The organism is Luteimonas sp. BLCC-B24 (assembly GCF_028550595.1).
Classification (GTDB): domain Bacteria; phylum Pseudomonadota; class Gammaproteobacteria; order Xanthomonadales; family Xanthomonadaceae; genus Luteimonas.
Window position 1 is genome coordinate 851,723 of the sequence record NZ_JAQQGN010000001.1, and the last position, 23,027, is coordinate 874,749.

The following is a 23,027-nucleotide window of genomic DNA, read 5'->3' on the forward strand; positions in this document are numbered from 1 at the left end:
GCTCCGGCGCCGAGGCGGATGAGCGCCCCGGGGCCGCCGGATCAGGCGGCCTTGGACGCCTCCAGGAAATCCTGCGCGAAGCGCTGCAGCACACCGCCGGCTTCGTAGACGGAGGCCTCTTCGTCGGAATCGAGACGGCACAGCACCGGCACATTGAGCTGGGTGCCGTCGGTCCTGTTGATCACCAGCGTCAGCATCGCGCGCGGCGTGCGCTCGCCGGTGACGTCGAAGGTCTCCGTGCCGTCGATGCCGAGCGTCAGGCGGGTCACGCCGGGCTGGAATTCCAGCGGCAGCACGCCCATGCCGATCAGGTTGGTGCGATGGATGCGCTCGAAGCCTTCGGCGACGATCGCTTCCACACCCGCCAGACGCACGCCCTTGGCCGCCCAGTCGCGCGAGCTGCCCTGGCCGTAGTCGGCGCCGGCGATGATCACCAGCGGCTGCTTGCGGTCCATGTAGGTCTCGATCGCCTCCCACATGCGCACGACCTGCCCGTCCGGCTCGATGCGCGCCAGCGAGCCCTGGCGCACGGTACCGTCGACGATTGCCATCTCGTTGACCAGCTTCGGATTGGCGAACGTGGCGCGCTGCGCGGTCAGATGGTCACCGCGATGGGTGGCGTAGGAATTGAAGTCCTCCTCCGGCACACCCATCTTCGCCAGGTACTCGCCGGCGGCGCTGTCGGCCATGATCGCGTTCGACGGCGAGAGATGATCGGTGGTGATGTTGTCGCCGAGCACCGCGAGCGGACGCATGCCCGTGAGCGTGCGCGCGCCGGCCAATGCACCTTCCCAGTACGGCGGACGGCGGATGTAGGTGCTCATCTCGCGCCAGTCGTACAGCGGCGCGACGCGCTCGCCGGTGTCGACGTGCAGCTTGAACATCGGGCCGTAGACGGCGCGGAACTGTTCCGGCTTGACGCTGGCCTTGACCACCGCGTCGATCTCCTCGTCCGACGGCCAGATGTCCTTCAGCGTGACCGCGTGGCCGTCGGCGTCGATGCCGAGCACGTCCTTCTCGATGTCGAAGCGCACGGTGCCGGCGATCGCGTAGGCAATGACCAGCGGCGGCGATGCGAGGAAGGCCTGCTTGGCGTAGGGATGGATGCGGCCGTCGAAATTGCGGTTGCCGCTGAGCACCGCGGTCGCGTACAGGTCGCGGTCGATGATCTCCTGCTGGATCGCCGGATCCAGCGCGCCGCTCATGCCGTTGCAGGTGGTGCAGGCGAAGGCGACGATGCCGAAGCCCAGCTGCTCGAGATCCGGCAGCAGGCCGCTTTCCTCCAGATACAGCTGCACCGCCTTGGAACCGGGTGCGAGCGAACTCTTGACCCAGGGCTTGCGCGTCAGGCCGCGCGCACGCGCGTTGCGCGCCAGCAATCCGGCGGCGATGACGTTGCGCGGGTTGGACGTGTTGGTACAGCTTGTGATCGCGGCGATGATCACCGCGCCGTCGGGCATGGTGCCGTCGCTCGGCATCTCCCACGCGCCGGCGATGCCGCTGGCGGCGAGGTCGCTCGTCGCCACGCGCTTGTGCGGATTCGACGGGCCGGCCATGTTGCGCACCACGCTCGACAGGTCGAAGTGCAGCGTGCGCACGTACTCGGCGCTGGCCAGCGAGTCGGCCCACAGGCCGGCGGCCTTGGCGTAGGTCTCGACCAGTGCGACCTGGGTCTCTTCGCGGCCGGTCAGGCGCAGGTAGTCGAGCGTGTTGTCGTCGATGAAGAACATCGCCGCGGTCGCGCCGTACTCGGGCGCCATGTTGGAGATCGTCGCGCGATCGCCGACCGACAGCGCGGCTGCGCCGGGCCCACGGAATTCGAGATACGCGCCGACGACCTTGGACTTGCGCAGGAACTCGGTGAGCGCCAGCACGACGTCGGTCGCGGTGATGCCGGGACCGGGACGCCCCGTGAGCTCGACACCGACGATCTCCGGCGTGCGCATCCACGAGGCGCGGCCGAGCATGACGTTCTCGGCTTCCAGCCCGCCGACGCCGATCGCGATCACGCCCAGCGCATCGACGTGCGGGGTGTGACTGTCGGTGCCGACGCAGGTGTCCGGAAACGCGACACCGTCCTGGACGTAGACCACCGGCGACATCTTCTCCAGATTGATCTGGTGCATGATCCCGTTGCCCGGCGGAATCACCTCGACGTTGCGGAAGGCCTGCTTGGTCCAGTCGATGAAGTGGAAGCGATCCGCGTTGCGCCGATCCTCGATCTCGCGGTTGCGGGTGAACGCATCGGGCTCATAGCCGCCGCATTCCACCGCCAGCGAGTGGTCGACGATCAGCTGCACCGGCACCACGGGATTGACCTTGGCCGGGTCACCACCCTGGTCGGCAATCGCATCGCGCAGACCGGCGAGATCGACCAGCGCGGTCTGGCCGAGAATGTCGTGGCAGACCACGCGCGCCGGATACCACGGGAAGTCGATGTCCTGGCGCAGCTCGATCAACTGGCGCAGCGCCTCGTCGAGCAGGGCCGGATCGCAACGCCGCACCAGATTCTCGGCATGCACGCGCGCGGTGTAGGACATGCGGTCGTACGCGCCGGGTGCGAGCGCGTCGACGGCGGCGCGTGCGTCGAACCAGTCGAGCTGCGTGCCGGGAAGAGGTTTGCGGTGCTGGCTGTTCATGGCGGGCAGTGGGATCGGGGAGTGGGGAATGGGGATTCGGGAGTCGGAACGCGGGAACCGGGCGAACGGCCCCGGCCCCGATTCCCGAATCCCGGCCGGGCGCTCAGCGTTCGGCGATCGGCACGAACGCCTGGTCCTCGGGCCCGGTGTAATTCGCACTCGGGCGGATGATCTTGCCGTCGATGCGCTGCTCGATGACGTGCGCGCTCCAGCCCGCGGTGCGTGCGATCACGAACAGCGGGGTGAACATCGCCGTCGGCACCCCCATCATGTGGTAGCTCACCGCGCTGAACCAGTCGAGGTTGGGGAACATCTTCTTGATGTCCCACATCACCGTCTCCAGGCGCTCGGCGATGTCGTACATCTTGCGGCTGCCCACTTCGTCCGACAGTTCGCGCGCGACGGTCTTGATGACCTCGTTGCGCGGATCGCTGACGGTATAGACCGGGTGGCCGAAGCCGATGATCACTTCCTTCTTCTCCACGCGCGCGCGGATGTCGGCTTCCGCCTCGTCCGGCGTGTCGTAACGCTTCTGCACTTCGAACGCCACCTCGTTCGCGCCGCCGTGCTTCGGTCCGCGCAGCGCGCCGATGCCGGCGGTGATGCACGAATGCATGTCGCTGCCGGTGCCGGCGACGACGCGGCTGGCGAAGGTCGATGCATTGAACTCGTGCTCGGCGTAGAGGATCAGCGAGGTGTGCATCGCCTTGACCCAGCTCTCGCGCGGCGGCACGCCGTGCAGCAGATGCAGGAAGTGTCCGCCGATCGAATCGTCGTCGGTCTCGACGTCGATCGCGCGGCCGTTGTGGCTCCAGTGGTACCAGTACAGCAGCATCGAGCCGAGCGAGGCCATCAGCTTGTCGGCGATGTCGCGCGCACCGGGGTGGTTGTGGTCGTCCTTCTCCGGCTGCACGCAGCCGAGGACCGAGACGCCGGTACGCATGACGTCCATCGGATGCGCCGACGCCGGCAGTTCCTCGAGCGCGGCCTTCACCGCGGCCGGAATGCCGCGCAGGGACTTCAGCTTGGCCTTGTAGCCGCGCAGTTCCGCCTCGTTGGGCAGCTTGCCGTGGACCAGCAGATAGGCGATCTCCTCGAACTCGCTGGTGCGCGCGAGATCGAGGATGTCGTAGCCGCGGTAGTGCAGGTCGTTGCCACTGCGGCCGACGGTGCACAGCGCGGTGTTGCCGGCGGCCGTGCCGCTCAGCGCGACGGACTTCTTCGGCTTGAAGCCGGGGGCGGTGGTGGCGGTGTCGCTCATCTGGAATCTCCGTTGGATGCCCGCGGGCACGGATGGAATGATCGGAAGTCGCTTACTTCTTCGAGGCGAACAGCGCGTCGAGGCGCTGCTCGAAGGCGTGGTAGCCGATGCGCTCGTAGAGCTCCTCGCGGGTCTGCATCGCATCGACGACGCTCTGCTGGTGCCCGTCGCGGCGCACGGCGGTGTACACCGCTTCGGCGGCCTTGTTGGCAGCGCGGAATGCCGACAGCGGGAACAGCTGGATCGCGACCCCGGCCGAGGCCAGCTCGTCGCGCGTGAACAGCGGCGTCTTGCCGAACTCGGTGATGTTGGCGAGCACCGGCACCTTCACCGCGTCGACGAAGCGGCGATAGGTGTCGAGGTCGTAGGCCGCCTCGGCGAAGATGCCGTCAGCGCCGGCCTCGATGCAGGCGATGGCGCGTTCGATCGCGGCGTCCACGCCGTCGACCTGGATCGCATCGGTGCGCGCGATCAGGAAGAAGTCCGGATCGGTCTTCGCATCGGCCGCGGCCTTGACCCGGTCGACCATCTCGCCCTGCGACACGATCTCCTTGCCCGGACGATGGCCGCAGCGCTTGGCGCCGACCTGGTCCTCGATGTGGCAGGCCGCGGCGCCGGCCTTGATCAGCGACTTCACCGTGCGCTCGATGTTGAACGCGCTCGGCCCGAAGCCGGTGTCGATGTCGACCAGCAGCGGCAGGTCGCAGACGTCGGTGATGCGGCGCACGTCGATCAACACGTCCTCGAGCGTATTGATGCCGAGGTCCGGCAGGCCCAGCGAGCCCGCGGCGACACCGCCGCCCGAGAGGTAGATCGCCTGGAAGCCGGCGCGCTTGGCCAGCAGCGCGTGATTGGCGTTGATCGCGCCGATCACCTGCAGCGGTGATTCGGCGGCGAGCGCGGCGCGGAACTTCGCGCCTGCGGACAGGGTGGACATGGGCTGACTCCGGACTGCGGTGTACCGCGACGGCATGCAATCTGGCACCATCCGACAGGTTGATCAATCTTGATCGAATCAATCAATACATCGGGATTCAAGGTGAATGCACACGACGGCGACCTGATGTCCGCGGCCGAGGCCTGTGCGGCGCTCGGCATCAGCACCGCGACACTCTATGCCTACGTCAGCCGGGGCCTGCTCGAATCGCGCCCCGGCGCCGACCACCGCAGCCGCGTCTACCTGCGCCAGGACGTCGAACGCCTCACCCAGCGCAAGCGCGCCGGCCGCGGTGCGGCGCGCGGTGCGGCGCAGAGCCTCGACCGCGGCCTGCCGGTGATGGAAACCCGGATCTCCCTGATCCGGCCCGACAGCCCCTATTACCGCGGGCGCTCGGCGGTGGCGATGGTGCGCAGCGGCGCCACGCTCGAAGACACCGCACGCCTGCTGTGGGATTGCGGCGATGCCGATCCGTTCGATGCCGACGCCGGCGACTGGCCCGCGCGCGCGGCGCCGATCGCCGGCGACGCGACGCTGCCGCCGATCGAACGCGCGATGGCGGCGATCCCCCTGCTCGCCCCGGATCTGCGGCATTCGCTGAGCGCCGCGCCGGCCGCCAAGCGCGGCGTCGCCGCGACGTTGCTGCGCCAGAACGCCGCGTTGCTCGTCGCCGGCTCGCCGGATGCGCGGCCCGTGCATGCGCTGCTGGCCGAGTCCTGGCGCCCGGGTGACGCGGCCTTCTCCGAACTGGTGCGCGCGGCCCTGGTGCTGTGCGCGGACCACGAACTCAATGTCTCGGCATTCGCCGCCCGCGTGGTCGCCTCCACCGGCGCGCATCTGCATGCCACGGTGTGCGCGGGTCTCGCCGCGCTGTCGGGACCGCGTCACGGCGGCGCGACCGCGCGCGCGCATGCGCTGATCCGCGAGGCCTGCGACGCCCCCTCGCCCGCTGCCTTCGTCGCCGAGCGCTGGCAGCGCGGTGACGATCTGCCCGGCTTCCATCACGTGCTGTATCCCGACGGCGATCCGCGCGCGGCCGAAGTGCTGGCGATGCTGCGCGCGCGTCATGCGGGCGATGCCCGCATGCAGCAGGTGGAGGCGGTGCTGCACTCGGCAGCCGAGACCAGCGGCCGGCATCCCAACATCGACGGCATGCTCGCGGCGATCTGTTTCGTGCACGGCCTGCCGGCGACGCCGGCGTTGTGCATGTTCGCCGCCGGCCGCCTCGCGGGCTGGCTGGCGCATGCGCTGGAACAGCAGGAACTGGGCATGCTGATCCGCCCGCGCGCGCATTACACCGGCGTCGCGCCGGCGGAATGACGGTGCGCGTGCAGGCGCGCGACGGCGCGCCCACGCGCACCGGCACTCCGGCACACTCTTGGCGCGCGAGCGCGCCTGAAAACGAGCGTTCAGCCCGCGTCCGCGCCCCGCTCCAGCACGCGACGCACATCCTCCAGCGCGTTCGGATCATCCAGCGTCGAGAGATCCCCCGGATCCCGGGCTTCCGCCAGCGCCTGCAGCGACCGCCGCAGCAATTTGCCCGAGCGCGTCTTCGGCAGCGCGTTGACCACGTAGACGCGCGCCGGCCGGGCCACCGCACCCAGCTGATCGGCGACCGTGCGCATCATCTCGGCCGCCGTCGCCTGCTGCGCCACCGCATCCGCGGCGGTCTGCTTGAGCGTGGCGAACACCACCGGCACCTGGCCCTTGAGCGCGTCGGCCACGCCGATCACCGCGGCCTCGGCCACCGCCGGGTGGCTCGACACCGCTTCCTCGATCTCGCGCGTGCCGAGGCGATGGCCGGCGACGTTGATGACATCGTCGGTGCGGCCGAGGATGAAGGTGTAGCCGTCCTCGTCCTGGATCGCCCAGTCCAGCGAGCTGTAGAGCAGCTCGCTGAAGTGCGAGAAATAGCTCGACACAAAGCGCGCATCGTCGTTCCAGACCGTGGTCATGCAGCCCGGCGGCAGCGGCGGCCGGATCACCAGCACACCCTTGGTGCCGGGCGGCACGCGCGCGCCGGTGCTCTCGTCGATCACGCGCAGATCGAAACCCGGCGTCGGCAGGCCCGGGGACCCGAATTTCACCGGTCGGAGTTCGACCCCCGGCATCAGCGCCAGCACCGGCCAGCCGGTTTCGGTCTGCCAGTAGTTGTCGATGACGGTCGTGCCGCCGAGACCGTCGCTGATCCACGTCGCCGTCGGTTCGTCGAGCGGCTCGCCGGCGAGAAACAGGTAGCGCAGCTGCGACAGGTCGTATTGCGCGAGGAACTTCGGATCCTGCTTCTTCAGCACGCGGATGCCGGTGGGCGAGGAGAACATCGTGCGCACGCCGTAGTCGGCACAGATCTTCCACCAGATGCCGGGATCGGGCGTGGTCGGCAGGCCTTCGTAGAGGATCGAGGTCGCCCCCGCGATCAGCGGCCCGTAGACGTTGTAGGAATGGCCCACGGCCCAGCCCACGTCCGAGGTGGAGAACATCACCTGGCCGGCGCGGATGTCGTAGATCGACCACATCGACAGCGCCATCGCGACCGCATAGCCGCCGACATCGCGCTGCACGCCCTTGGGCTTGCCGGTGGTGCCGGAGGTGTAGAGCAGATAGCTCGGCTCGTTGGATTCCAGCCAGGTCACCGGCACGTCGGTGCCGGCGTGCTGCGCGCGCAGCGCGGCGTAGTCGAGGTCGCGGCCTTCGACGCGTGTGTAACCCCGCGTGAGGCCGCGATCGACAATCAATACCTTGGGCGGTGGCGACGTCGCCTCCGCGCACGCGGCATCGATCAACGGCTTGTACGGAATGATCTTGCCGCCGCGGCTGCCGGCATCGGCGGCGATCAACAGCGCCGGCGTCGCATCGTCGATGCGCAGCGCCAGGTTGTGCGCGGCGAAACCGCCGAAGACCACCGAATGCACCGCACCGATGCGCGCGCAGGCCAGCATCGCGAACACGGCCTCGGCCATGTTGGGCATGTAGATGACGACGCGGTCGCCGCGGCCCACGCCGAGCGCCACGAGCACGGCGGCGAAATCACTGACCTCGCGATGCAGCTGCGCGTAGGTGAGTTCGCGGGTCTCGTTGGTCTCGGTCGAGATCGCAACGAGCGCGAGCTGGTCGCCGCGCGCCTCGAGATGCCGGTCGACGGCGTTGTAGCAGAGGTTGGTCTGGCCGCCGACGAACCACTTGCGGAACGGCGGGTTCGAATCGTCGAGGATCCGCTGCGGCGCGGTGTGCCAGTGGATCGCCCGCGCCTGCTCGCCCCAGAAGCCCTCGGGGTCCTCGATGGAACGGCGGTGGAAGGCCTCGTAGCCCATGTCGACACTCCGGACGCGACGACGTTCCGCAGCATAGCCCGGCGCTCCGGACCCGGACCGCTCGACCTTCGTCGCATGGGCGGGCTCGCGCCTGCCCTCGGGCAGGCGCCGTTCACGCCAGCGGCAAGGCGCGCTCCGCGCGGCAGAGCGCGTCGTGCAGCGCGCGCACCGCATCGATCGCCGGGTCGGCCGCACCCTCGCCGAGGGTGCGCACGTAACGGCACGCGGCAAACCCCTCGGCGCGCCGCTCGTAGTCCTCGATCCAACGACGCCGCTCCGGCATGCGTGCGGGGTCGATCGGCCAGGTACCGGGCCGTGGACGGATGTGCCGCTCGATGCCGATCCGCCACGGCTTGGGGCTGACCCGGGCGCGGAAGCAGCGCTGCCGCACGCACATCAGCGCGTACACCGGATCGGCCCCCAACGCGGCGAAGCACGCCGCCACCTCCGGCTCGCGCGGATCGAAGCCGCGATGCAGGGCGAGCAGCCGCACGCCCGCGGGTGTCGCGTACTGCCGCAGGCGCCACGCCGGATGCTGGCGCACGAACGCCTCGATCCGCCGGTCCACCGCCGCGGCCGGGCCACCGTCCCTGTTCCGGCGCGTGGCGTGGATGCGACGCGCGATCCACGCACCCAGGGCGAGCGCAATGCCCGTCGCGACAAGTCCGACCAGCCACGACCCCGCTGCGCCGCCGATGCCCGCCGCGAGCATCAGCAACGGCACCCGGCAGCCCCATCGAAGCGCACGGTCCGGGCCCGGATCGTGGAAATCGATGTCCACGAACAAGGCGCGCGGCGTGTTGAGGCAGCGCGCGCCGTAGGCGTTGCGGGTGATGACGCTGTCGCCCTCGCGCGCCACGATCTCCTCGCGGATCGGCACGCCCTCAGACCCGTTGTAGGGCCGCCTGGCCTCACGGCGCGGGAGCGCCTCGCCGGCCAGCACCCGCTCGAAGGCCTCACGCGTACGTGCATCGGCCAGTGCCTGGGCGTCTTCCAGGCTGAGGTCGGACCAGCCGAAACGGCGCACGGTGACCTGCCGGCCCCTCGTGCGGTGTTGCAACCGGCCTTCGGCCCAGTACTGCGGAACGATCATGTGCCTCCCCCTTCGGCCGCCCGCCCCAATGGCCAGGCAAAAAAAAGCGCCGGGAATCCCGGCGCTTCTTGTACACCCGTACGGCTGCGGTCAGCCCAGCAGATGCGCCACGCCGCTGCGCTCTTCCTCGAGCTCGGCCAGGGTCTTGTCGATGGCCTTCTGGCTGAAGTCGTCGACTTCGAGGTCCTTGACCAGCGTGTATTCGCCGTTCTGCGTGGTCACCGCGAAGCCGAAGATCACGCCTTCGGGGATGCCGTAGCTGCCGTCCGACGGCACGCCCATCGTCACCCACTTGCCGTTGCTGCCCAGCACCCAGTCGCGGATGTGGTCGATGGCGGCATTGGCGGCCGAGGCCGCCGACGACAGGCCGCGCGCTTCGATGATCGCCGCGCCGCGCTTGCCGACCTGCGGGATGAAGGTGTTGGCGTTCCAGTCGGCGTCGCCGACCTTGTCCTTGAGGTTGACGCCGTTCGCGGTGGCGAAGCGGTAGTCCGGGTACATGGTCGGGCTATGGTTGCCCCAGACGATCAGGCCCTCGATGTCGCCGACGGCGACCTCGGCCTTGGCTGCCAGCTGGCTCAGCGCGCGGTTGTGGTCGAGGCGCAGCATCGCGGTGAAGTTGCGCGGGTTGAGATCCGGCGCCGACTTCATGGCGATGTAGGCGTTGGTGTTGGCCGGGTTGCCGACCACCAGCACCTTGACGTCACGCGAGGCGACCTTGTTCAGCGCCGCGCCCTGGGCGGTGAAGATCTTGGCGTTCTCGAGCAGCAGGTCCTTGCGCTCCATGCCCGGGCCGCGCGGACGCGCGCCGACGAGCAGCGCGATGTCGGCGTCCTTGAACGCGACCTCCGCATCGTCGGTGCCGATGACACCGGCCAGCAGCGGGAACGCGCAGTCCTCGAGCTCCATGATCACGCCCTTGAGCGCGGCCTGCGCCTTGTCGATCGGCAGCTCGAGCAGCTGCAGGATCACCGGCTGGTCCTTGCCCAGCATTTCACCGGAGGCGATGCGGAACAGGAGGGCGTAGCCGATCTGGCCGGCGGCGCCGGTCACGGCAACACGGACGGGAGTCTTCATGGAAATGTCCTTTCGTTCACTTGGGGGGATGTCGTGGATCGGGCCGGGCGGTCAATAGAGCGGATAGCCCAGCGGTTCGAGGTGTTCGGCCAGTGCGGCCGTGTCGTAGCCACGGATCACGGTCTGGCCGATCACCGTGACCGGCACGCCGCGCGCACCGAGGGCCTGCATCGCGCGCGCACCGGCCGGCGTGTCGATGTCGAGGACGCGATAGCGCACCTTGCCGGCGGCGAACTCCGCCTGCTGCCGGCGGCAGTACCCGCACCACTCGGCGGCCAGCATCACGATGCCGGTCTTGCCGGTCGCGCCGCGTGGATCGTCCGGATGCAGCGGCTGCGGCGCCTCGGCACGCAGGTGCATCCAGCCCCCGGCCAGTGCCAATGCAGCGAGAAGCAGGAGCAGCCGCATCCGCGCGCTCAGCGCAGCTCCGCGAAGAACTCGCGGATGCGGTCGAGTCCGGGGGCGAGCTGCGCCTCCGGACAGGTATAGCTGATGCGCAGGGCGCGCGGCTCGCCGAAGGCCGAGCCCGGCACGCAGGCCACGCCCTTGGCCTCGAGCAGTGCATTGCACAGGTCGACGTCATTGCCGATGTGCGTGTCACCGTGCGACGTGCCGAAGGCCACGCTGATATCGGGAAACACGTAGAACGCGCCGGCCGGCTTCGGACAGACCACGCCCGGGATCTCCGCCAGCGCGGCCATCACGCGGTCACGGCGCGCCTGGAACTCGGCGCATTTCGCGCTCGGCACATCCTGCGGACCGGTCAGCGCCGCGACCGCGGCCGCGGTCACGACTTCGGGCACGTTGGTGATGTGGTTGGAGTTCATCGTCGCGAAGGCCCTGGCGACCGATTCGGGCCCGGCCAGCAGGCCGACGCGCCAGCCGGGCATGCCGTAGGTCTTGGACAGCGAATCGACGAAGATCGTGCGCTCGCGCAGCTCCGGCCGGGCCTGCACGACGTTGTGGTAGCCGACACCGTCGAACACCATGCGGTTGTAGATGTCGTCGGTGATGATCCACGTATCGGGATGCCGTACCAGCACGTCGGCCAGCGCGGCGATCTCGTCCCGCGTGTAGACCATGCCGGTCGGATTCGACGGGTTGTTGAACAGGAAGACCTTGGGCTTGCGCGCCAGCGCGGCATCGAGCTGCGCCGGGGTCAGCTTGTAGTCCTGTTCCGGCGGGCACGGCAGCAACTGGATGTCGGCACCGACGATCTCGGCGATGTCCAGATAGGTCGTCCAGTAGGGCGTTGCGAACGCGAAGCCGTCGCCTTCGTCGAGCAGCACCTCGGCCAGCGTATAGAGGATGTGCTTGGCGCCGATGCCGCTGGCGCAGTGCGCGCGGGTGTAGCCCGGCAGGCCGATGCGGTCGAGATGGCCGATGAACGCGTCGAGCAGCGCGTCGCTGCCGCGGTTGCTGCCGTACTGGCCGCTGTCGTGCTCGAGCGCCTCGCGCGCGGCGGCATACACATGCGCGCCGGGCAGGAAGTTCGGCACGCCGATCGAGAAGCTGATGATGTCCCGGCCTTCGGCCTTCAGGCGTCTGGCCTTCTCGGCGACCTGCATGATGGCGCTGGGCCGGGCACGGCCGACGCGGCGGGCAAGCTGGGGCATCGCGGGACACCTCTCCGGACGGATCGCCAGGCCGGCAGGCCGGGCGACAGAGCGCGAAATTTTAGCAGGCCTGCCGCGGGCGGGCACGGCGCGGGGGGGGCACCCACACGACGACGCCGCGGCCCGTGAGGACCGCGGCGTCGCCACAGCATCGGCCCGGGGGCCGGCGCGCACTCAGGCCGCGAGGACCTTGTTCCACTCGGCCACGCGGTCGGCCTTGGCGGCCAGCACGGCGTCGGCGTCACCCTCGATCTTCACCGACTTGATCGTGTCGCCCTGCTTGATCGTATCGACCACGTCCAGACCCTCGGTGACCTTGCCGAAGACGGTGTGCTTGCCGTCCAGCCAGTCGGTCTTGATGTGGGTGATGAAGAACTGGCTGCCGTTGGTGTTGGGACCGGCATTGGCCATCGACAGCACGCCACGCTCGTGCTTGACGCCGTTGTTGGTCTCGTCCTCGAACCGGTACCCCGGGCCGCCGCGGCCGGAGCCTTCGGGGCAGCCGCCCTGGACCATGAAGTCGGCGATCACGCGGTGGAAGTTCAGTCCGTCGTAGAAGCCGCGCTTGGCCAGGTTGACGAAGTTGGCCACGGTCAGCGGGGCCTTGTCGGCGAACAGCTCGACGGTGATCGGGCCACGGTCGGTATCGAATACGGCGTTCAGGGACATGAGGAATCCTGGGATGGGAAAGGCCGCCGGCCGGGCCGGCGAACGGGCTACATGCGGCCTCCCCGGACGGTTTCAAGTCGGCGCTCCGGCCCGGCCGCCATGCGGCGGCGCAACACGGTATAATTCCGGGCTCTTTCACTGACTCTAGTGCGCCCCGGTCTTCGACTCTGGCGCAGCCTTGCCCATGTCCATCGAACGCCTGCGCAACATCGCCATCGTCGCCCACGTCGACCACGGCAAGACCACCCTCGTCGACTGCCTGCTCAAGCAATCGGGCACCCTGTCGGAGCGGACCGTCCTCGCCGAGCGCGTGATGGACAGCAACGACCAGGAAAAGGAGCGTGGCATCACGATCCTGGCCAAGAACACCGCCATCAACTGGCAGGGTAACCGCATCAACATCGTCGACACCCCCGGCCACGCCGACTTCGGCGGCGAGGTCGAGCGCGTGCTGTCGATGGTCGACTCGGTGCTGATCCTGGTCGACGCGATGGACGGCCCGATGCCGCAGACGCGTTTCGTCACCCAGAAGGCGTTCGCGATGGGCTTCAAGCCGATCGTCGTCGTCAACAAGATCGACCGTCCGGGCGCGCGTCCCGACTGGGTGATCGACCAGGTGTTCGACCTGTTCGACAAGCTCGGCGCGACCAACGAGCAGCTGGATTTCCCGATCGTCTACGCCTCCGCGCTGCACGGCTACGCCAGCCTCGACGACGCGGCGCGCTCGGGCGACATGACCCCGCTGTACGAGGCGATCATGCAGCACGTCGCGCCGCCGGACGTGGACCGTGACGGCGCGTTCCAGATGCGCATCAGCCAGCTCGACTACAACAACTTCGTCGGCCTGATCGGCATCGGCCGCATCCAGCGCGGCAAGCTCAAGAAGAACATGCCGGTCAGCGTGGTCGACCGCGAGGGCAAGAAGCGCCAGGGCAAGGTGGTGCAGGTGCTCGGCTTCCTCGGTCTGGAGCGTGTGGAAGTGGAGGAAGCGCAGGCGGGCGACATCGTCGCGATCGCCGGCGTGCAGGATCTCTCCATCTCCGACACCGTCTGCGCGCTCGACACGCCCGAGGCGTTGCCGGCGCTGACCGTCGACGAGCCCACGATCTCGATGACCTTCCAGGTCAACAACTCGCCCTTCGCCGGCAGCAAGGAACACAGCGGCGGCAAGTTCATCACCAGCCGCCAGATCCGCGAGCGTCTGGAGCGCGAGACGCTGCACAACGTGGCCCTGAAGGTCGAGGAAACCCAGGACGCCGACAAGTTCCTGGTCTCGGGCCGCGGCGAGCTGCACCTCTCGGTGCTGATCGAGAACATGCGCCGCGAGGGCTTCGAACTGGCGGTCTCGCGCCCCGAGGTCATCATCAAGGAGATCGACGGCCAGCTGATGGAGCCGATCGAGCAGCTCGTCGTCGACGTCGAGGAGCAGCACCAGGGCGGCGTGATGGAGAAGCTCGGCATCCGCAAGGGCCAGCTGAAGAACATGGAGCCCGACGGCAAGGGCCGCGTGCGCCTGGATTACATGATTCCGGCGCGTGGCCTGATCGGCTTCCAGAACGAGTTCAAGACGCTCACGCAAGGTTCCGGCCTGCTGTTCCACGTGTTCGACCATTACGGCCCGAAGGAAACCGGGGCGATCGCCAAGCGCAACAACGGCGTGATGATCGCCAATGCGCCGGGCATGACGCCGGCCTACTCGCTCGGCCCGCTGGAAGAACGCGGCCGCCTGTTCGCCGCCGAAGGCGACCACGTCTACGAAGGCCAGCTGGTCGGCATCCACTCCAAGGACAACGACCTCACCGTCAACGTCATCAAGGGCAAGCCGCTGACCAACGTGCGTGCCTCGGGCAAGGACGACGCGATCAAGCTGACCCCGGCGCTGAAGTACACGCTGGAACAGGCGCTGGACTTCATCGAGGACGACGAGCTGGTCGAAGTCACCCCGAAGGAAATCCGCCTGCGCAAGAAGTTGCTGACCGAAAGCGACCGCAAGCGCGCCTCGCGCGCCGCGTGAGCCAGGCGCCGTTCCCGGCGTGGCGGCCGGGGGCCGGCGACCGGGCGGCACTCGCGGCCCTGTCCCAACGTATGCAGACGGCGTGCCCTCCGGGCGCGCCGTCTTTGCATCCGCGCCGCGCCGACCAGTGGCACGTGACCCTGTGCTTCATCGGGCACGCGGTCGACGCGGCGGTGATGCCGGCGCTGCTCGATGCGTTCGCCGACGCCGCCACGCGCATTCCCCCGCACGTCTGCTCGATCGAGCGTCTGGCCTACTGGCCGCAATCCGGGGCGGTGGTGGCGCTGCCGCATCCCTGTCCCGCGCTGCAGGCGCTGTGCGATGCCGCGCGCGACGCGGTACGACGCATCGGCATCGTGCCGGCGCAGGCGACGACCCAACCGCACCTCACCCTGGCGTATCTCGACAAGCACCTCGGCCCGCAGCCCTGGCTCGACCGGATCGCGTGCGCGACCGGGCCGCTCGCCGTCGACGGCTTCGAACTCCTGTTCAATCCCGGCGGCGTTACGATGCGCTCGCGCACTGGCCGCTGAGCGGCGCGCCGCTGCCGCCACCACCCCACCAGGCCGCCCTGTTCTGATGTCCGACGTCCCGACCCACGCGCTGCGCGGCCTGCGCGCCATCGCCATCTTCGAAGCCACCAAGGGTGTGATCGCACTGGCCGGGGCTGCCGCCCTCGCGGCGATCGGACCCGACGCACTGCAGCACGAACTCCAGACCGCGCTCGCGCGGCTCGGCATCGTCGTCCAGCGCGGCAGCAGCGCCCTGCTCGACGCCATCACGCCGCAGACCGTGCACGTCGCCGTCGCGGTCGGCCTGGTCTACGCCGGCATGCGCCTGCTCGAGGCCTGGGGCTTGTGGCGGCACCGGGCCTGGGCGTCCTGGCTGGGCTGCATCGGCGCGGCGGCGTACCTGCCGTTCGAGATCTACGCCCTTTGGCACCACCCGGACTGGCTGACCTGGGGTGTGTTCGTCCTCAACCTGGTGATCGTGCTGGTGCTGGCGCGCGACCTGCAGCGTCGACGGCGCGCGTGAAGGCGCACGCGTGGCCGTCACGCGCGTGCGGCATCGCCCTTGCGCTCGCGTGTGTGGCGGGCCATGCGATCGGCGCCGGTGTGGAGGCCGGTGCCGCGGACGAGCGCACCCTGGCGCGGGCACTCGTGGTCGATGACGCGCTGCGCCAGCTGTGCAATGCGCTGCCGGACAGCGATCCGGCAGCTGTCGCCAAAATCCAGCGTGCGTGGTCCGCGCGCAATCGGGCGCGCGTCCAGCAGGCCGCCGACAGGTTGCACCATCAGTACGAGGTCGCCGCCGATGCGGACGTCGGTGACGCGCGCGCAGCCCAGGACGCACGTACCGCCGCCGAGACACGCATCATGCACGGCGTTCTCCGCCTGCGCGCGCGGTATTTCCCGGACCACCGCGGCGACGACGCGCACTGCGCGGCATTTCTCGAGGACGTCGAGCGCGGCGCATTCGATGCGCTGCCCGGCGACGCCGGCGGCTAGGCGCGTGTGCCCTGCGCGTGCTTGCGCACGATCAGCATCGCGGTCTCGAGCGCCTGCTCGTAGTTGAGCCGAGGGTCGACCTGGCTCTTGTAGGCGCGCTCGAGGTCGACCTCGGTCAGCGATCGCGCACCGCCCATGCACTCGGTGACATCCTCGCCGGTGAGTTCCAGATGCACGCCGCCCAGCCGCGTGCCCGCAGCGGCGTGGAGCTCGAACGCCTGCTCGATCTCGCTGCGGATGTTGTCGAAGCGGCGCGTCTTGTAGCCGTTGCTGGTCGATTCGGTATTGCCGTGCATCGGATCGCAGATCCACAGCACGCGCCTGCCGTCGCGACGCACGGCCTCGAGCAGCGCCGGCAGGCGCTCGGCCACCTGCGTGGCGCCCATGCGGTGAATCAGGCTCAGCCGGCCCGGCTCGTCGTCGGGGTTGAGCACGTCGATCAGGCGCAAGAGTTCGTCGGGTGTCGACGTCGGCCCCACTTTCACCCCGACCGGATTGCGGATGCCGCGCATGTATTCGACGTGCGCGCCGTCGAGCGCCGCCGTGCGTACGCCGATCCAAGGGAAATGCGTGCTGAGATTGAACCAGCCGCTCTGGCGTGGCACCTGCCGGGTCTGCGCTTCCTCGTAGGGCAGCAGCAGGGCTTCGTGCGAGGTGTAGAAATCGACGCGGTTGAGGTTGTGCACCTGGGCGCCGGCCAGCGTCTCCATGAAACGCACCGCGTCGCCGAGCCCGGAGACCATGCGCTGGTATTCCTCGGCCAGCGGGGATTCGCCCACCCATTCCAGCCCCCAGTACTCGGGGTGATGCAGATCCGCGAAGCCGCCGTCGATCAGCGAGCGGACGAAGTTCATCGTCATCGCCGACCGGGCATGCGCCTTGATCATCCGCCGCGGATCCGGCGTGCGCGCCTCGGGCGTGAACGCTGGCGCGTTGACGACGTCTCCGCGGTAACAGGGCAAGGTCACGCCGTCACGGGTCTCCGTGTCGGCCGAACGCGGCTTAGCGTACTGCCCGGCAAAGCGCCCCACGCGCACCACCGGCAGGCGCATGCCGTGCACGAGCACCAGGCTCATCTGCAGCAGGACCTTCAGGCGGTTGGAGATGATGTCGGAGGTGCAGTCCCCGAAGTTCTCCGCGCAGTCGCCGCCCTGCAGCAGGAACCGGCGCCCCTCCTGGGCATCGGCCAGTTGTTGCTTGAGGCTGAGGATTTCCCACGAGGTCACCAGCGGCGGCAATGCGCGCAGTTCCTGCTGGACCTCGGCGAGCGCCGCGGCATCGGGATAGGTCGGCAACTGCTTGGCGGGCCGCGCACGCCAGGCGTCGGGCTGCCACGCCGGCGCGGCGTTCGCGGATTGCAGGCGGGCATTCATGGACGGCGACATCGGCGTTTCCTCGGGTGTCCGCCATCATCGCAGGTTGCTGCGATGCGTCAATTTCCGGCCGGCACGTCAGCGCCGTGCGCGCAGACCCGCGAACAGGGCCAGACCGGCGAGCAGTACGAACCACACCAGGCTCCACGCCGGCATCGACAGGCCGAGGAACGTCCAGTCCACGGTGCCGCAATCCCCGCTGCCGGTGAGCACCTTCTGGATCAACGTCGGCGTGTCCATGGTCTGGCGCATGAACGAAAACGGGGCGCCGCAGGCCACGAAGCCGGGCGGGTTCATCTGCAGCCACACATGGCGCCCGGCGATGCCGATGCCGACCGCCGCCGCCGCGAAGCCGAGCAGACCGTACGCGGTACGTCCGCCGCTGCGCCGCGGCGCATGCAGGCCGGCGACCAGCAGCACCACGCCGAGCGCCGCGAACGCGATGCGCTGGAAGATGCACAGCGGACACGGCTCCAGGCCCCAGGCCAGCTGCGAGTAGATCGCGAAGCCGATCAGCGCGAAACACGTGACGGCACCGGCGAGCATCAGCGACCGGAACGACCAGCGGGCAGGATTCATGGGCAGACCGGGAGTGGGAAATCGGGACGATTATCGGGCGCGGCGGCGCAAACAAAAACCCCGGCAGGTGCCGGGGCTTCGTTCCATCGCTGGCGTGAACCCGCGCGCGGGGCGCGGGGCGCGCTGACGGTTCTTACTCGGCGTCGACCGACGCCTGCGGGCGATCGACCAGCTCGACATACGCCATCGGCGCGTTGTCGCCGGCGCGGAAGCCGCACTTGAGGATGCGCATGTAACCACCCGGACGCGCGGCATAGCGCGGACCGACGGTGGTGAACAGCGTGCCGACAGCTTCCTTGTCGCGCAGACGCGCGAAGGCGAGACGACGGTTGGCGACGCTGTCGACCTTACCCAGGGTGATCAGCGGTTCGGCGACGCGGCGCAGTTCCTTGGCCTTGGGCAGGGTGGTCTTGATGAGTTCGCTCTTGATCAGCGACGCCGCCATGTTGCGGAACATCGCTTCGCGATGGGCGCTGGTGCGGTTGAACTTGCGGCCGGCCTTCTGATGGCGCATGGCATGAATCCTTCAGTCTGGAATGGTGGGTCTGTGTGACGCGTTGGCGCCGTCCTGGCGTTGGTACTTGGACTGCGGATGGTCCGAAAGCCGGTGGTCCCTTGCCGGCAACGCCGCGGGCTTCTGCCCGTCGGCGCGGTCTTGCGTACATCCCGATGCGGACCGGCGACCTACGCCGGCGCTCGCATCCGCGACCGATGCCCGAGGGCACCGGTCGCGTGGGACTGCTTAGCCCAGCATGCCGTGAGCGGCGACGCCGGTCGGCGGCCAGTTCTCGAGCTTCATGCCCAGAGCCAGGCCGCGCTGCGCCAGCACTTCCTTGATCTCGGTCAGCGACTTCTTGCCGAGGTTCGGCGTCTTCAGCAGCTCGACTTCGGTCTTCTGGATCAGATCACCGATGTAGTAGATGCTCTCGGCCTTGAGGCAGTTGGCCGAACGCACGGTGAGCTCCAGATCGTCGATCGGACGCAGCAGGATCGGATCGACGCCCGGGGTCTGCGGCTTGGCGGCGCCGCGGTCGCGGTGCGTGAAGTCGCCGAACACCGACAGCTGGTCGGTGAGGATGTCGGCGGCGGTGCGCACGGCTTCCTCGGCATCGATCGTGCCGTTGGTCTCGATGTCGAGCACCAGCTTGTCGAGGTCGGTGCGCTGTTCGACGCGCGCCGCTTCGACTTCATAGGCCACGCGACGGACCGGCGAGAACGACGCGTCCAGCATCAGGCGACCGATGGCACGGGTCTCTTCGTCGGGACGACGGCGGGCGGCGGCCGGCTGGTAGCCGAAGCCACGCTCGATCTTCAGACGCATGTTGATCGACGCGTCCTTGGTGAGATGACAGATCACGTGGTCGCCGTTGAGGATCTCGACGTTGTGATCGGTCTTGATGTCGGACGCGGTCACGACGCCCGGGCCCGACTTCGACAGCGACAGCGTCGAGCTCTCGCCGGTGCCCATGCGGATGGCGACGTCCTTGAGGTTGAGCAGGACTTCGAGCACGTCCTCCTGCAGACCCTCGATGGTGCTGTACTCGTGCAGCACGCCATCGATCTCGACTTCGGTGATCGCGAAGCCGGGAATCGACGACAGCAGCACGCGACGCAGGGCATTGCCCAGCGTGTGCCCGTATCCGCGCTCCAGCGGCTCGATCACGACCTTCGCGCGATTGCCGGCGAGGCGTTCGATCTGCGGGCCACGGGGACGCAGGACCTGGTTGGCGGTAGCCGTCATGTGTGTGTATCTCCTGGGGACCGCCGCGCCGGGGGGCGCGGCGAGGCCTGAATGAATTACTTCGAGTACAGCTCGACGATCAGCGCTTCGTTGATGTCCGCCGGCAGATCGCCGCGGTCGGGCACCGACTTGAACACACCACTGAACTTCTTCGAGTCGACCTCGACCCACGACGGCGACAGGTCCATCGTCGACGACACATTCAGCGCTTCCTGCACGCGGAGCTGCTTCTGTGCCTTCTCCGACAGCGCGATCGCGTCACCGGCCTTGACCTGGTAGGACGGCAGGTTCACCGACTGGCCGTTGACCGTGACACCACGGTGGCTGACCAGCTGGCGAGCGGCCGGACGGGTGACGGCGAAGCCCATGCGGTAGACGACGTTGTCGAGGCGGGTCTCGAGGAGCTGCAGCAGGTTTTCACCCGTGTTGCCCTTCTTGGTGGACGCCTTCTTGTAATAGTTGCGGAACTGACGCTCCAGCAGACCGTAGATACGCTTGACCTTCTGCTTCTCGCGCAGCTGGGTGGCGTAGTCGGACAGCTTGCTGCGACGCGCACCGGTACCGGCGCCGTGCTGGCCGGGCTTCTGCTCCAGCTTGCACTTCGAGTCGAGCGCGCGGGTCGGGCTCTTGAGGGACAGGTCGGCGCCTTCGCGGCGCGCGAGCTTACAGGTAGGACCGATATAACGAGCCATTTCTTATCGCTCCTTTAGACGCGACGCTTCTTCGGCGGACGGCACCCGTTGTGCGGGATAGGCGTCACGTCGATGATGTTGATGATCTTGTAGCCCACGTTGTTCAACGAACGCACGGCCGATTCACGACCCGGACCCGGGCCCTTGATGCGGACTTCCAGCGACTTCACGCCGTAGTCCAGCGCAGCCTTGCCGGCCTTTTCGGCGGCGACCTGCGCTGCGAACGGGGTGGACTTGCGCGAGCCGCGGAAGCCTGCACCACCGGACGTCGCCCACGAGAGCGCATTGCCCTGGCGATCGGTGATCGTGATGATCGTGTTGTTGAACGAAGCGTGCACATGCGCGATGCCGTCGGTGACGACGCGCTTGATCTTCTTCTTGGTCTTGGTTGCGGACGGCTTGGCCATGGTCAGGACTCCTTACTTCTTGATGGCCTTGCGCGGACCCTTGCGGGTACGGGCATTGGTCCGGGTACGCTGGCCACGCAGCGGGAGACCACGGCGGTGACGCAGGCCGCGATAGCAGGACAGGTCCATCAGACGCTTGATGGCCATGCCCACTTCACGACGCAGATCGCCTTCGACCACGTACTTGCCGACTTCGGCGCGCAGGCGCTCGACTTCGGGCTCCGACAGATCGCGGATCTTGGTGTTGGTCTCGACGCCTGCAGCAATGCAGACCTTCTTCGACCGGGTACGGCCGATGCCGTAGATGCTCTGAAGCCCGACCCAGACATGCTTCTGGGCAGGCAGGTTCACGCCTGCAATACGCGCCATGCGCGGATTCTCCAACTGGTTTGGCTGCCGGGGGTTCAATCCCGGCAAAAAGGGAACATGAAATGATAACAGGGCCTCGGGCTTTCACAAAGTCCAGGACGCGGCTGCGCCATGGACCCGGCATGGGGAGTGTGCCCATGCTCCGGCGACGGCACCGGGGCGGCAGCCGGGGGAACCCCCGCCTGCCCCGCGCGCTACTCTGGCGCGCGGAAAACCCGCTACCACTCGCGCCCGAGACCGCCGCGCGAGTCGCCCATCCGAATCCCGGCGCGTGTGTCCGGGATTCCTGCCGCCCGGCCGGGCGGCGGATGCGGAGACGGCGATGCCGCTCCGCGGTGAAAATCCCCCGCGCGGCGACGCCGCGCGGAGGTCAACGTCTTTCAGCGTGCCAGACCGCCGCGCGAACCCTTGAGGTTCGCCTTCTTCAGCAGGCTTTCGTACTGGTGCGACATCAGGTGCGACTGGATCTGCGCGATGAAGTCCATCACCACGACGACCACGATCAGCAGCGAGGTGCCGCCGAAGTAGAACGACGTGCCGAACTCGGCGCGCATGAACTCGGGCAGCAGACAGACCAGCACCAGATAGGCCGCGCCGACCGCCGTGAGCCGGGTCAGCACGCCGTCGATGTAGTCGGCCGTCGCCTTGCCCGGACGAATGCCCGGAATGAGCGCGCCCGACTTCTTCAGGTTGTCCGCCGTTTCCTGGCTGTTGAACACCAGCGCGGTGTAGAAGAACGCGAAGCCTGCGATCAGACCACCGAACAGCAGCACGTACAGCGGCTCACCCGGGGACATGGCCTGCGCCAGACGCGCCAGCCACGTGGCCGAGCCCGCCTCGCCGAACCAGGTCGACACGGTGGCCGGGAACATGATGATCGACGACGCGAAGATCGCCGGGATCACGCCCGCCATGTTGAGCTTCAGCGGCAGGAACGAGCTCTGGTTCATGTACGCATTGCGGCCGCCCTGGCGGCGTGCGTAGTTCACCGTGATCCGACGCTGACCACGCTCGACGAACACCACGAAGAAGATCGCGGCCAGCACGACGATCAGCAGCAGGATCGCGGCGATCGGGCTCATGTCGCCGTTGCGCAGCGCGTCGAACGTCCCGAGCACGGCGCCCGGAAGCCCGGCGACGATGCCGGCAAAGATAATCAGCGACACACCGTTGCCGATACCGCGCTCGGTCACCTGCTCGCCCAGCCACACCAGGAACATCGTGCCCGCCGTCAGCGCGACGATGGCAGTGAGCACGAAGCCCATGCCCGGCGCGTACACCACCGGAATGCCGTTGTTCGCACCCGAGCTCTGCAGCGCCATGGCGATGCCGGCCGACTGGAAGATCGCCAGTGGAATCGCACCGATACGCGACCACTGCGTGATCCGCCGCCGTCCCGATTCGCCTTCCTTCTGGATGGCCTTGAGGCTCGGCACCACCTGCACCAGCAGCTGCATCACGATGGATGCGGAGATGTAGGGAATGACGTTCAGTGCGAACAGGCTGAAACGCGACAGCGCACCACCGGAGAACATGTTGAACATGTCCACGATGGTGCCTTCCTGCTGCTCCATGAGTTGCAGCATGGCTTCGGGATTGACGCCCGGCACCGGGATGAAACACCCGATGCGGTAGACGATCAGCGCACCGACCACGAACAGCAGGCGCTGGCGGAGCTCGGTGAACTTACCGAGCCCGGCGCCGACCCCACCCATTGCGCTGCCGCTTCGCGACATCCGGC

The 23,027-nt window shown here is 68.3% G+C and carries 22 protein-coding genes; 4 read left to right on the forward strand and 18 right to left on the reverse strand.

What is annotated here, in order from left to right; translation table 11 throughout:
* Positions 1–41: 41 nt before the first annotated feature.
* The 3 genes from acnD to prpB all read right to left on the reverse strand — a co-directional run bounded on the left by acnD (position 42) and on the right by prpB (position 4,837).
* Positions 42–2,639 (reverse strand): Fe/S-dependent 2-methylisocitrate dehydratase AcnD, encoded by a 2,598-nt coding sequence (gene acnD / locus PQS31_RS04145; protein ID WP_272761402.1) that lies wholly within the window; start codon positions 2,637–2,639, stop codon positions 42–44.
* Positions 2,640–2,742: 103 nt separating this feature from the next.
* Positions 2,743–3,900 (reverse strand): 2-methylcitrate synthase, encoded by a 1,158-nt coding sequence (prpC, locus tag PQS31_RS04150; protein WP_272761403.1) that lies wholly within the window; start codon positions 3,898–3,900, stop codon positions 2,743–2,745.
* 52 nt (positions 3,901–3,952) lie between these two features.
* Positions 3,953–4,837 carry a methylisocitrate lyase gene (gene prpB / locus PQS31_RS04155; protein ID WP_272761404.1) on the reverse strand — a complete coding sequence of 295 codons (885 nt, stop codon included), beginning with the start codon at positions 4,835–4,837 and terminating at the stop codon, positions 3,953–3,955.
* Positions 4,838–4,939: 102 nt separating this feature from the next.
* Between prpB and PQS31_RS04160 the strand changes: the two genes are divergently transcribed.
* Positions 4,940–6,157 carry a citrate synthase family protein gene (locus tag PQS31_RS04160; protein ID WP_272761405.1) on the forward strand — a complete coding sequence of 406 codons (1,218 nt, stop codon included), beginning with the start codon at positions 4,940–4,942 and terminating at the stop codon, positions 6,155–6,157.
* An 89-nt stretch (positions 6,158–6,246) separates the two neighbouring features.
* On the opposite strand, the gene prpE is transcribed toward PQS31_RS04160, so the two are convergent.
* The 6 genes from prpE to PQS31_RS04190 all read right to left on the reverse strand — a co-directional run bounded on the left by prpE (position 6,247) and on the right by PQS31_RS04190 (position 12,603).
* Positions 6,247–8,148, reverse strand: coding sequence for a propionate--CoA ligase (prpE, locus tag PQS31_RS04165; RefSeq protein ID WP_272761406.1), 1,902 nt, complete (start codon positions 8,146–8,148; stop codon positions 6,247–6,249).
* Between the two features lie 112 nt (positions 8,149–8,260).
* Positions 8,261–9,241: a hypothetical protein gene (locus tag PQS31_RS04170; protein WP_272761407.1), complete on the reverse strand. Its 981-nt coding sequence runs from the start codon at positions 9,239–9,241 to the stop codon at positions 8,261–8,263.
* Positions 9,242–9,331: 90 nt separating this feature from the next.
* The gene (locus tag PQS31_RS04175) at positions 9,332–10,318 is read right to left on the reverse strand and encodes a malate dehydrogenase (RefSeq protein ID WP_272761408.1); all 987 of its coding nucleotides are present in this window, start codon (positions 10,316–10,318) and stop codon (positions 9,332–9,334) included.
* A 51-nt stretch (positions 10,319–10,369) separates the two neighbouring features.
* Positions 10,370–10,726 carry a glutaredoxin domain-containing protein gene (locus PQS31_RS04180; RefSeq protein WP_272761409.1) on the reverse strand — a complete coding sequence of 119 codons (357 nt, stop codon included), beginning with the start codon at positions 10,724–10,726 and terminating at the stop codon, positions 10,370–10,372.
* Between the two features lie 8 nt (positions 10,727–10,734).
* Entirely contained in the window at positions 10,735–11,934 is a 1,200-nt protein-coding gene (locus PQS31_RS04185; protein ID WP_272761410.1) for an aminotransferase class I/II-fold pyridoxal phosphate-dependent enzyme, read from the reverse strand.
* Positions 11,935–12,108: 174 nt separating this feature from the next.
* Complete coding sequence (locus PQS31_RS04190; RefSeq protein ID WP_272761411.1) at positions 12,109–12,603, reverse strand: peptidylprolyl isomerase; 495 nt, start codon at positions 12,601–12,603, stop codon at positions 12,109–12,111.
* Positions 12,604–12,787: 184 nt separating this feature from the next.
* Here PQS31_RS04190 and typA point away from each other — a divergent pair, with 184 nt between their 5' ends.
* The 3 genes from typA (at position 12,788) to PQS31_RS04205 (ending at position 15,652) form a co-directional block, all read left to right on the forward strand.
* Positions 12,788–14,617, forward strand: a complete 1,830-nt coding sequence (gene typA / locus PQS31_RS04195) for a translational GTPase TypA (RefSeq protein ID WP_272761412.1) — start codon at positions 12,788–12,790, stop codon at positions 14,615–14,617.
* Between the two features lie 71 nt (positions 14,618–14,688).
* Complete coding sequence (locus PQS31_RS04200; RefSeq protein WP_272761453.1) at positions 14,689–15,150, forward strand: 2'-5' RNA ligase family protein; 462 nt, start codon at positions 14,689–14,691, stop codon at positions 15,148–15,150.
* A gap of 46 nt (positions 15,151–15,196) precedes the next feature.
* The gene (locus PQS31_RS04205; protein ID WP_272761413.1) at positions 15,197–15,652 is read left to right on the forward strand and encodes a DUF2127 domain-containing protein; all 456 of its coding nucleotides are present in this window, start codon (positions 15,197–15,199) and stop codon (positions 15,650–15,652) included.
* A 17-nt stretch (positions 15,653–15,669) separates the two neighbouring features.
* Here PQS31_RS04205 and PQS31_RS04210 read toward each other — a convergent pair whose 3' ends face one another.
* The 9 genes from PQS31_RS04210 to secY form a co-directional block, all read right to left on the reverse strand.
* Complete coding sequence (locus PQS31_RS04210; protein ID WP_272761414.1) at positions 15,670–16,056, reverse strand: hypothetical protein; 387 nt, start codon at positions 16,054–16,056, stop codon at positions 15,670–15,672.
* A gap of 65 nt (positions 16,057–16,121) precedes the next feature.
* Positions 16,122–17,498, reverse strand: coding sequence for a 3-deoxy-7-phosphoheptulonate synthase class II (locus tag PQS31_RS04215; RefSeq protein WP_272761454.1), 1,377 nt, complete (start codon positions 17,496–17,498; stop codon positions 16,122–16,124).
* A gap of 78 nt (positions 17,499–17,576) precedes the next feature.
* The gene (locus PQS31_RS04220) at positions 17,577–18,077 is read right to left on the reverse strand and encodes a disulfide bond formation protein B (protein ID WP_272761415.1); all 501 of its coding nucleotides are present in this window, start codon (positions 18,075–18,077) and stop codon (positions 17,577–17,579) included.
* 133 nt (positions 18,078–18,210) lie between these two features.
* A complete protein-coding gene (rplQ, locus tag PQS31_RS04225) occupies positions 18,211–18,591 on the reverse strand; it encodes a 50S ribosomal protein L17 (RefSeq protein ID WP_272761416.1) in 381 nt (126 codons plus the stop codon).
* A gap of 228 nt (positions 18,592–18,819) precedes the next feature.
* A complete protein-coding gene (gene rpoA / locus PQS31_RS04230) occupies positions 18,820–19,818 on the reverse strand; it encodes a DNA-directed RNA polymerase subunit alpha (protein ID WP_272761417.1) in 999 nt (332 codons plus the stop codon).
* Between the two features lie 56 nt (positions 19,819–19,874).
* The gene (gene rpsD, locus PQS31_RS04235; protein ID WP_096208141.1) at positions 19,875–20,510 is read right to left on the reverse strand and encodes a 30S ribosomal protein S4; all 636 of its coding nucleotides are present in this window, start codon (positions 20,508–20,510) and stop codon (positions 19,875–19,877) included.
* Between the two features lie 14 nt (positions 20,511–20,524).
* The gene (gene rpsK / locus PQS31_RS04240; protein WP_096208142.1) at positions 20,525–20,917 is read right to left on the reverse strand and encodes a 30S ribosomal protein S11; all 393 of its coding nucleotides are present in this window, start codon (positions 20,915–20,917) and stop codon (positions 20,525–20,527) included.
* Between the two features lie 12 nt (positions 20,918–20,929).
* The gene (gene rpsM / locus PQS31_RS04245; RefSeq protein WP_096208143.1) at positions 20,930–21,286 is read right to left on the reverse strand and encodes a 30S ribosomal protein S13; all 357 of its coding nucleotides are present in this window, start codon (positions 21,284–21,286) and stop codon (positions 20,930–20,932) included.
* A 380-nt stretch (positions 21,287–21,666) separates the two neighbouring features.
* Positions 21,667–23,022: a preprotein translocase subunit SecY gene (secY, locus tag PQS31_RS04250; RefSeq protein WP_272761418.1), complete on the reverse strand. Its 1,356-nt coding sequence runs from the start codon at positions 23,020–23,022 to the stop codon at positions 21,667–21,669.
* Positions 23,023–23,027 lie beyond the last annotated feature (5 nt).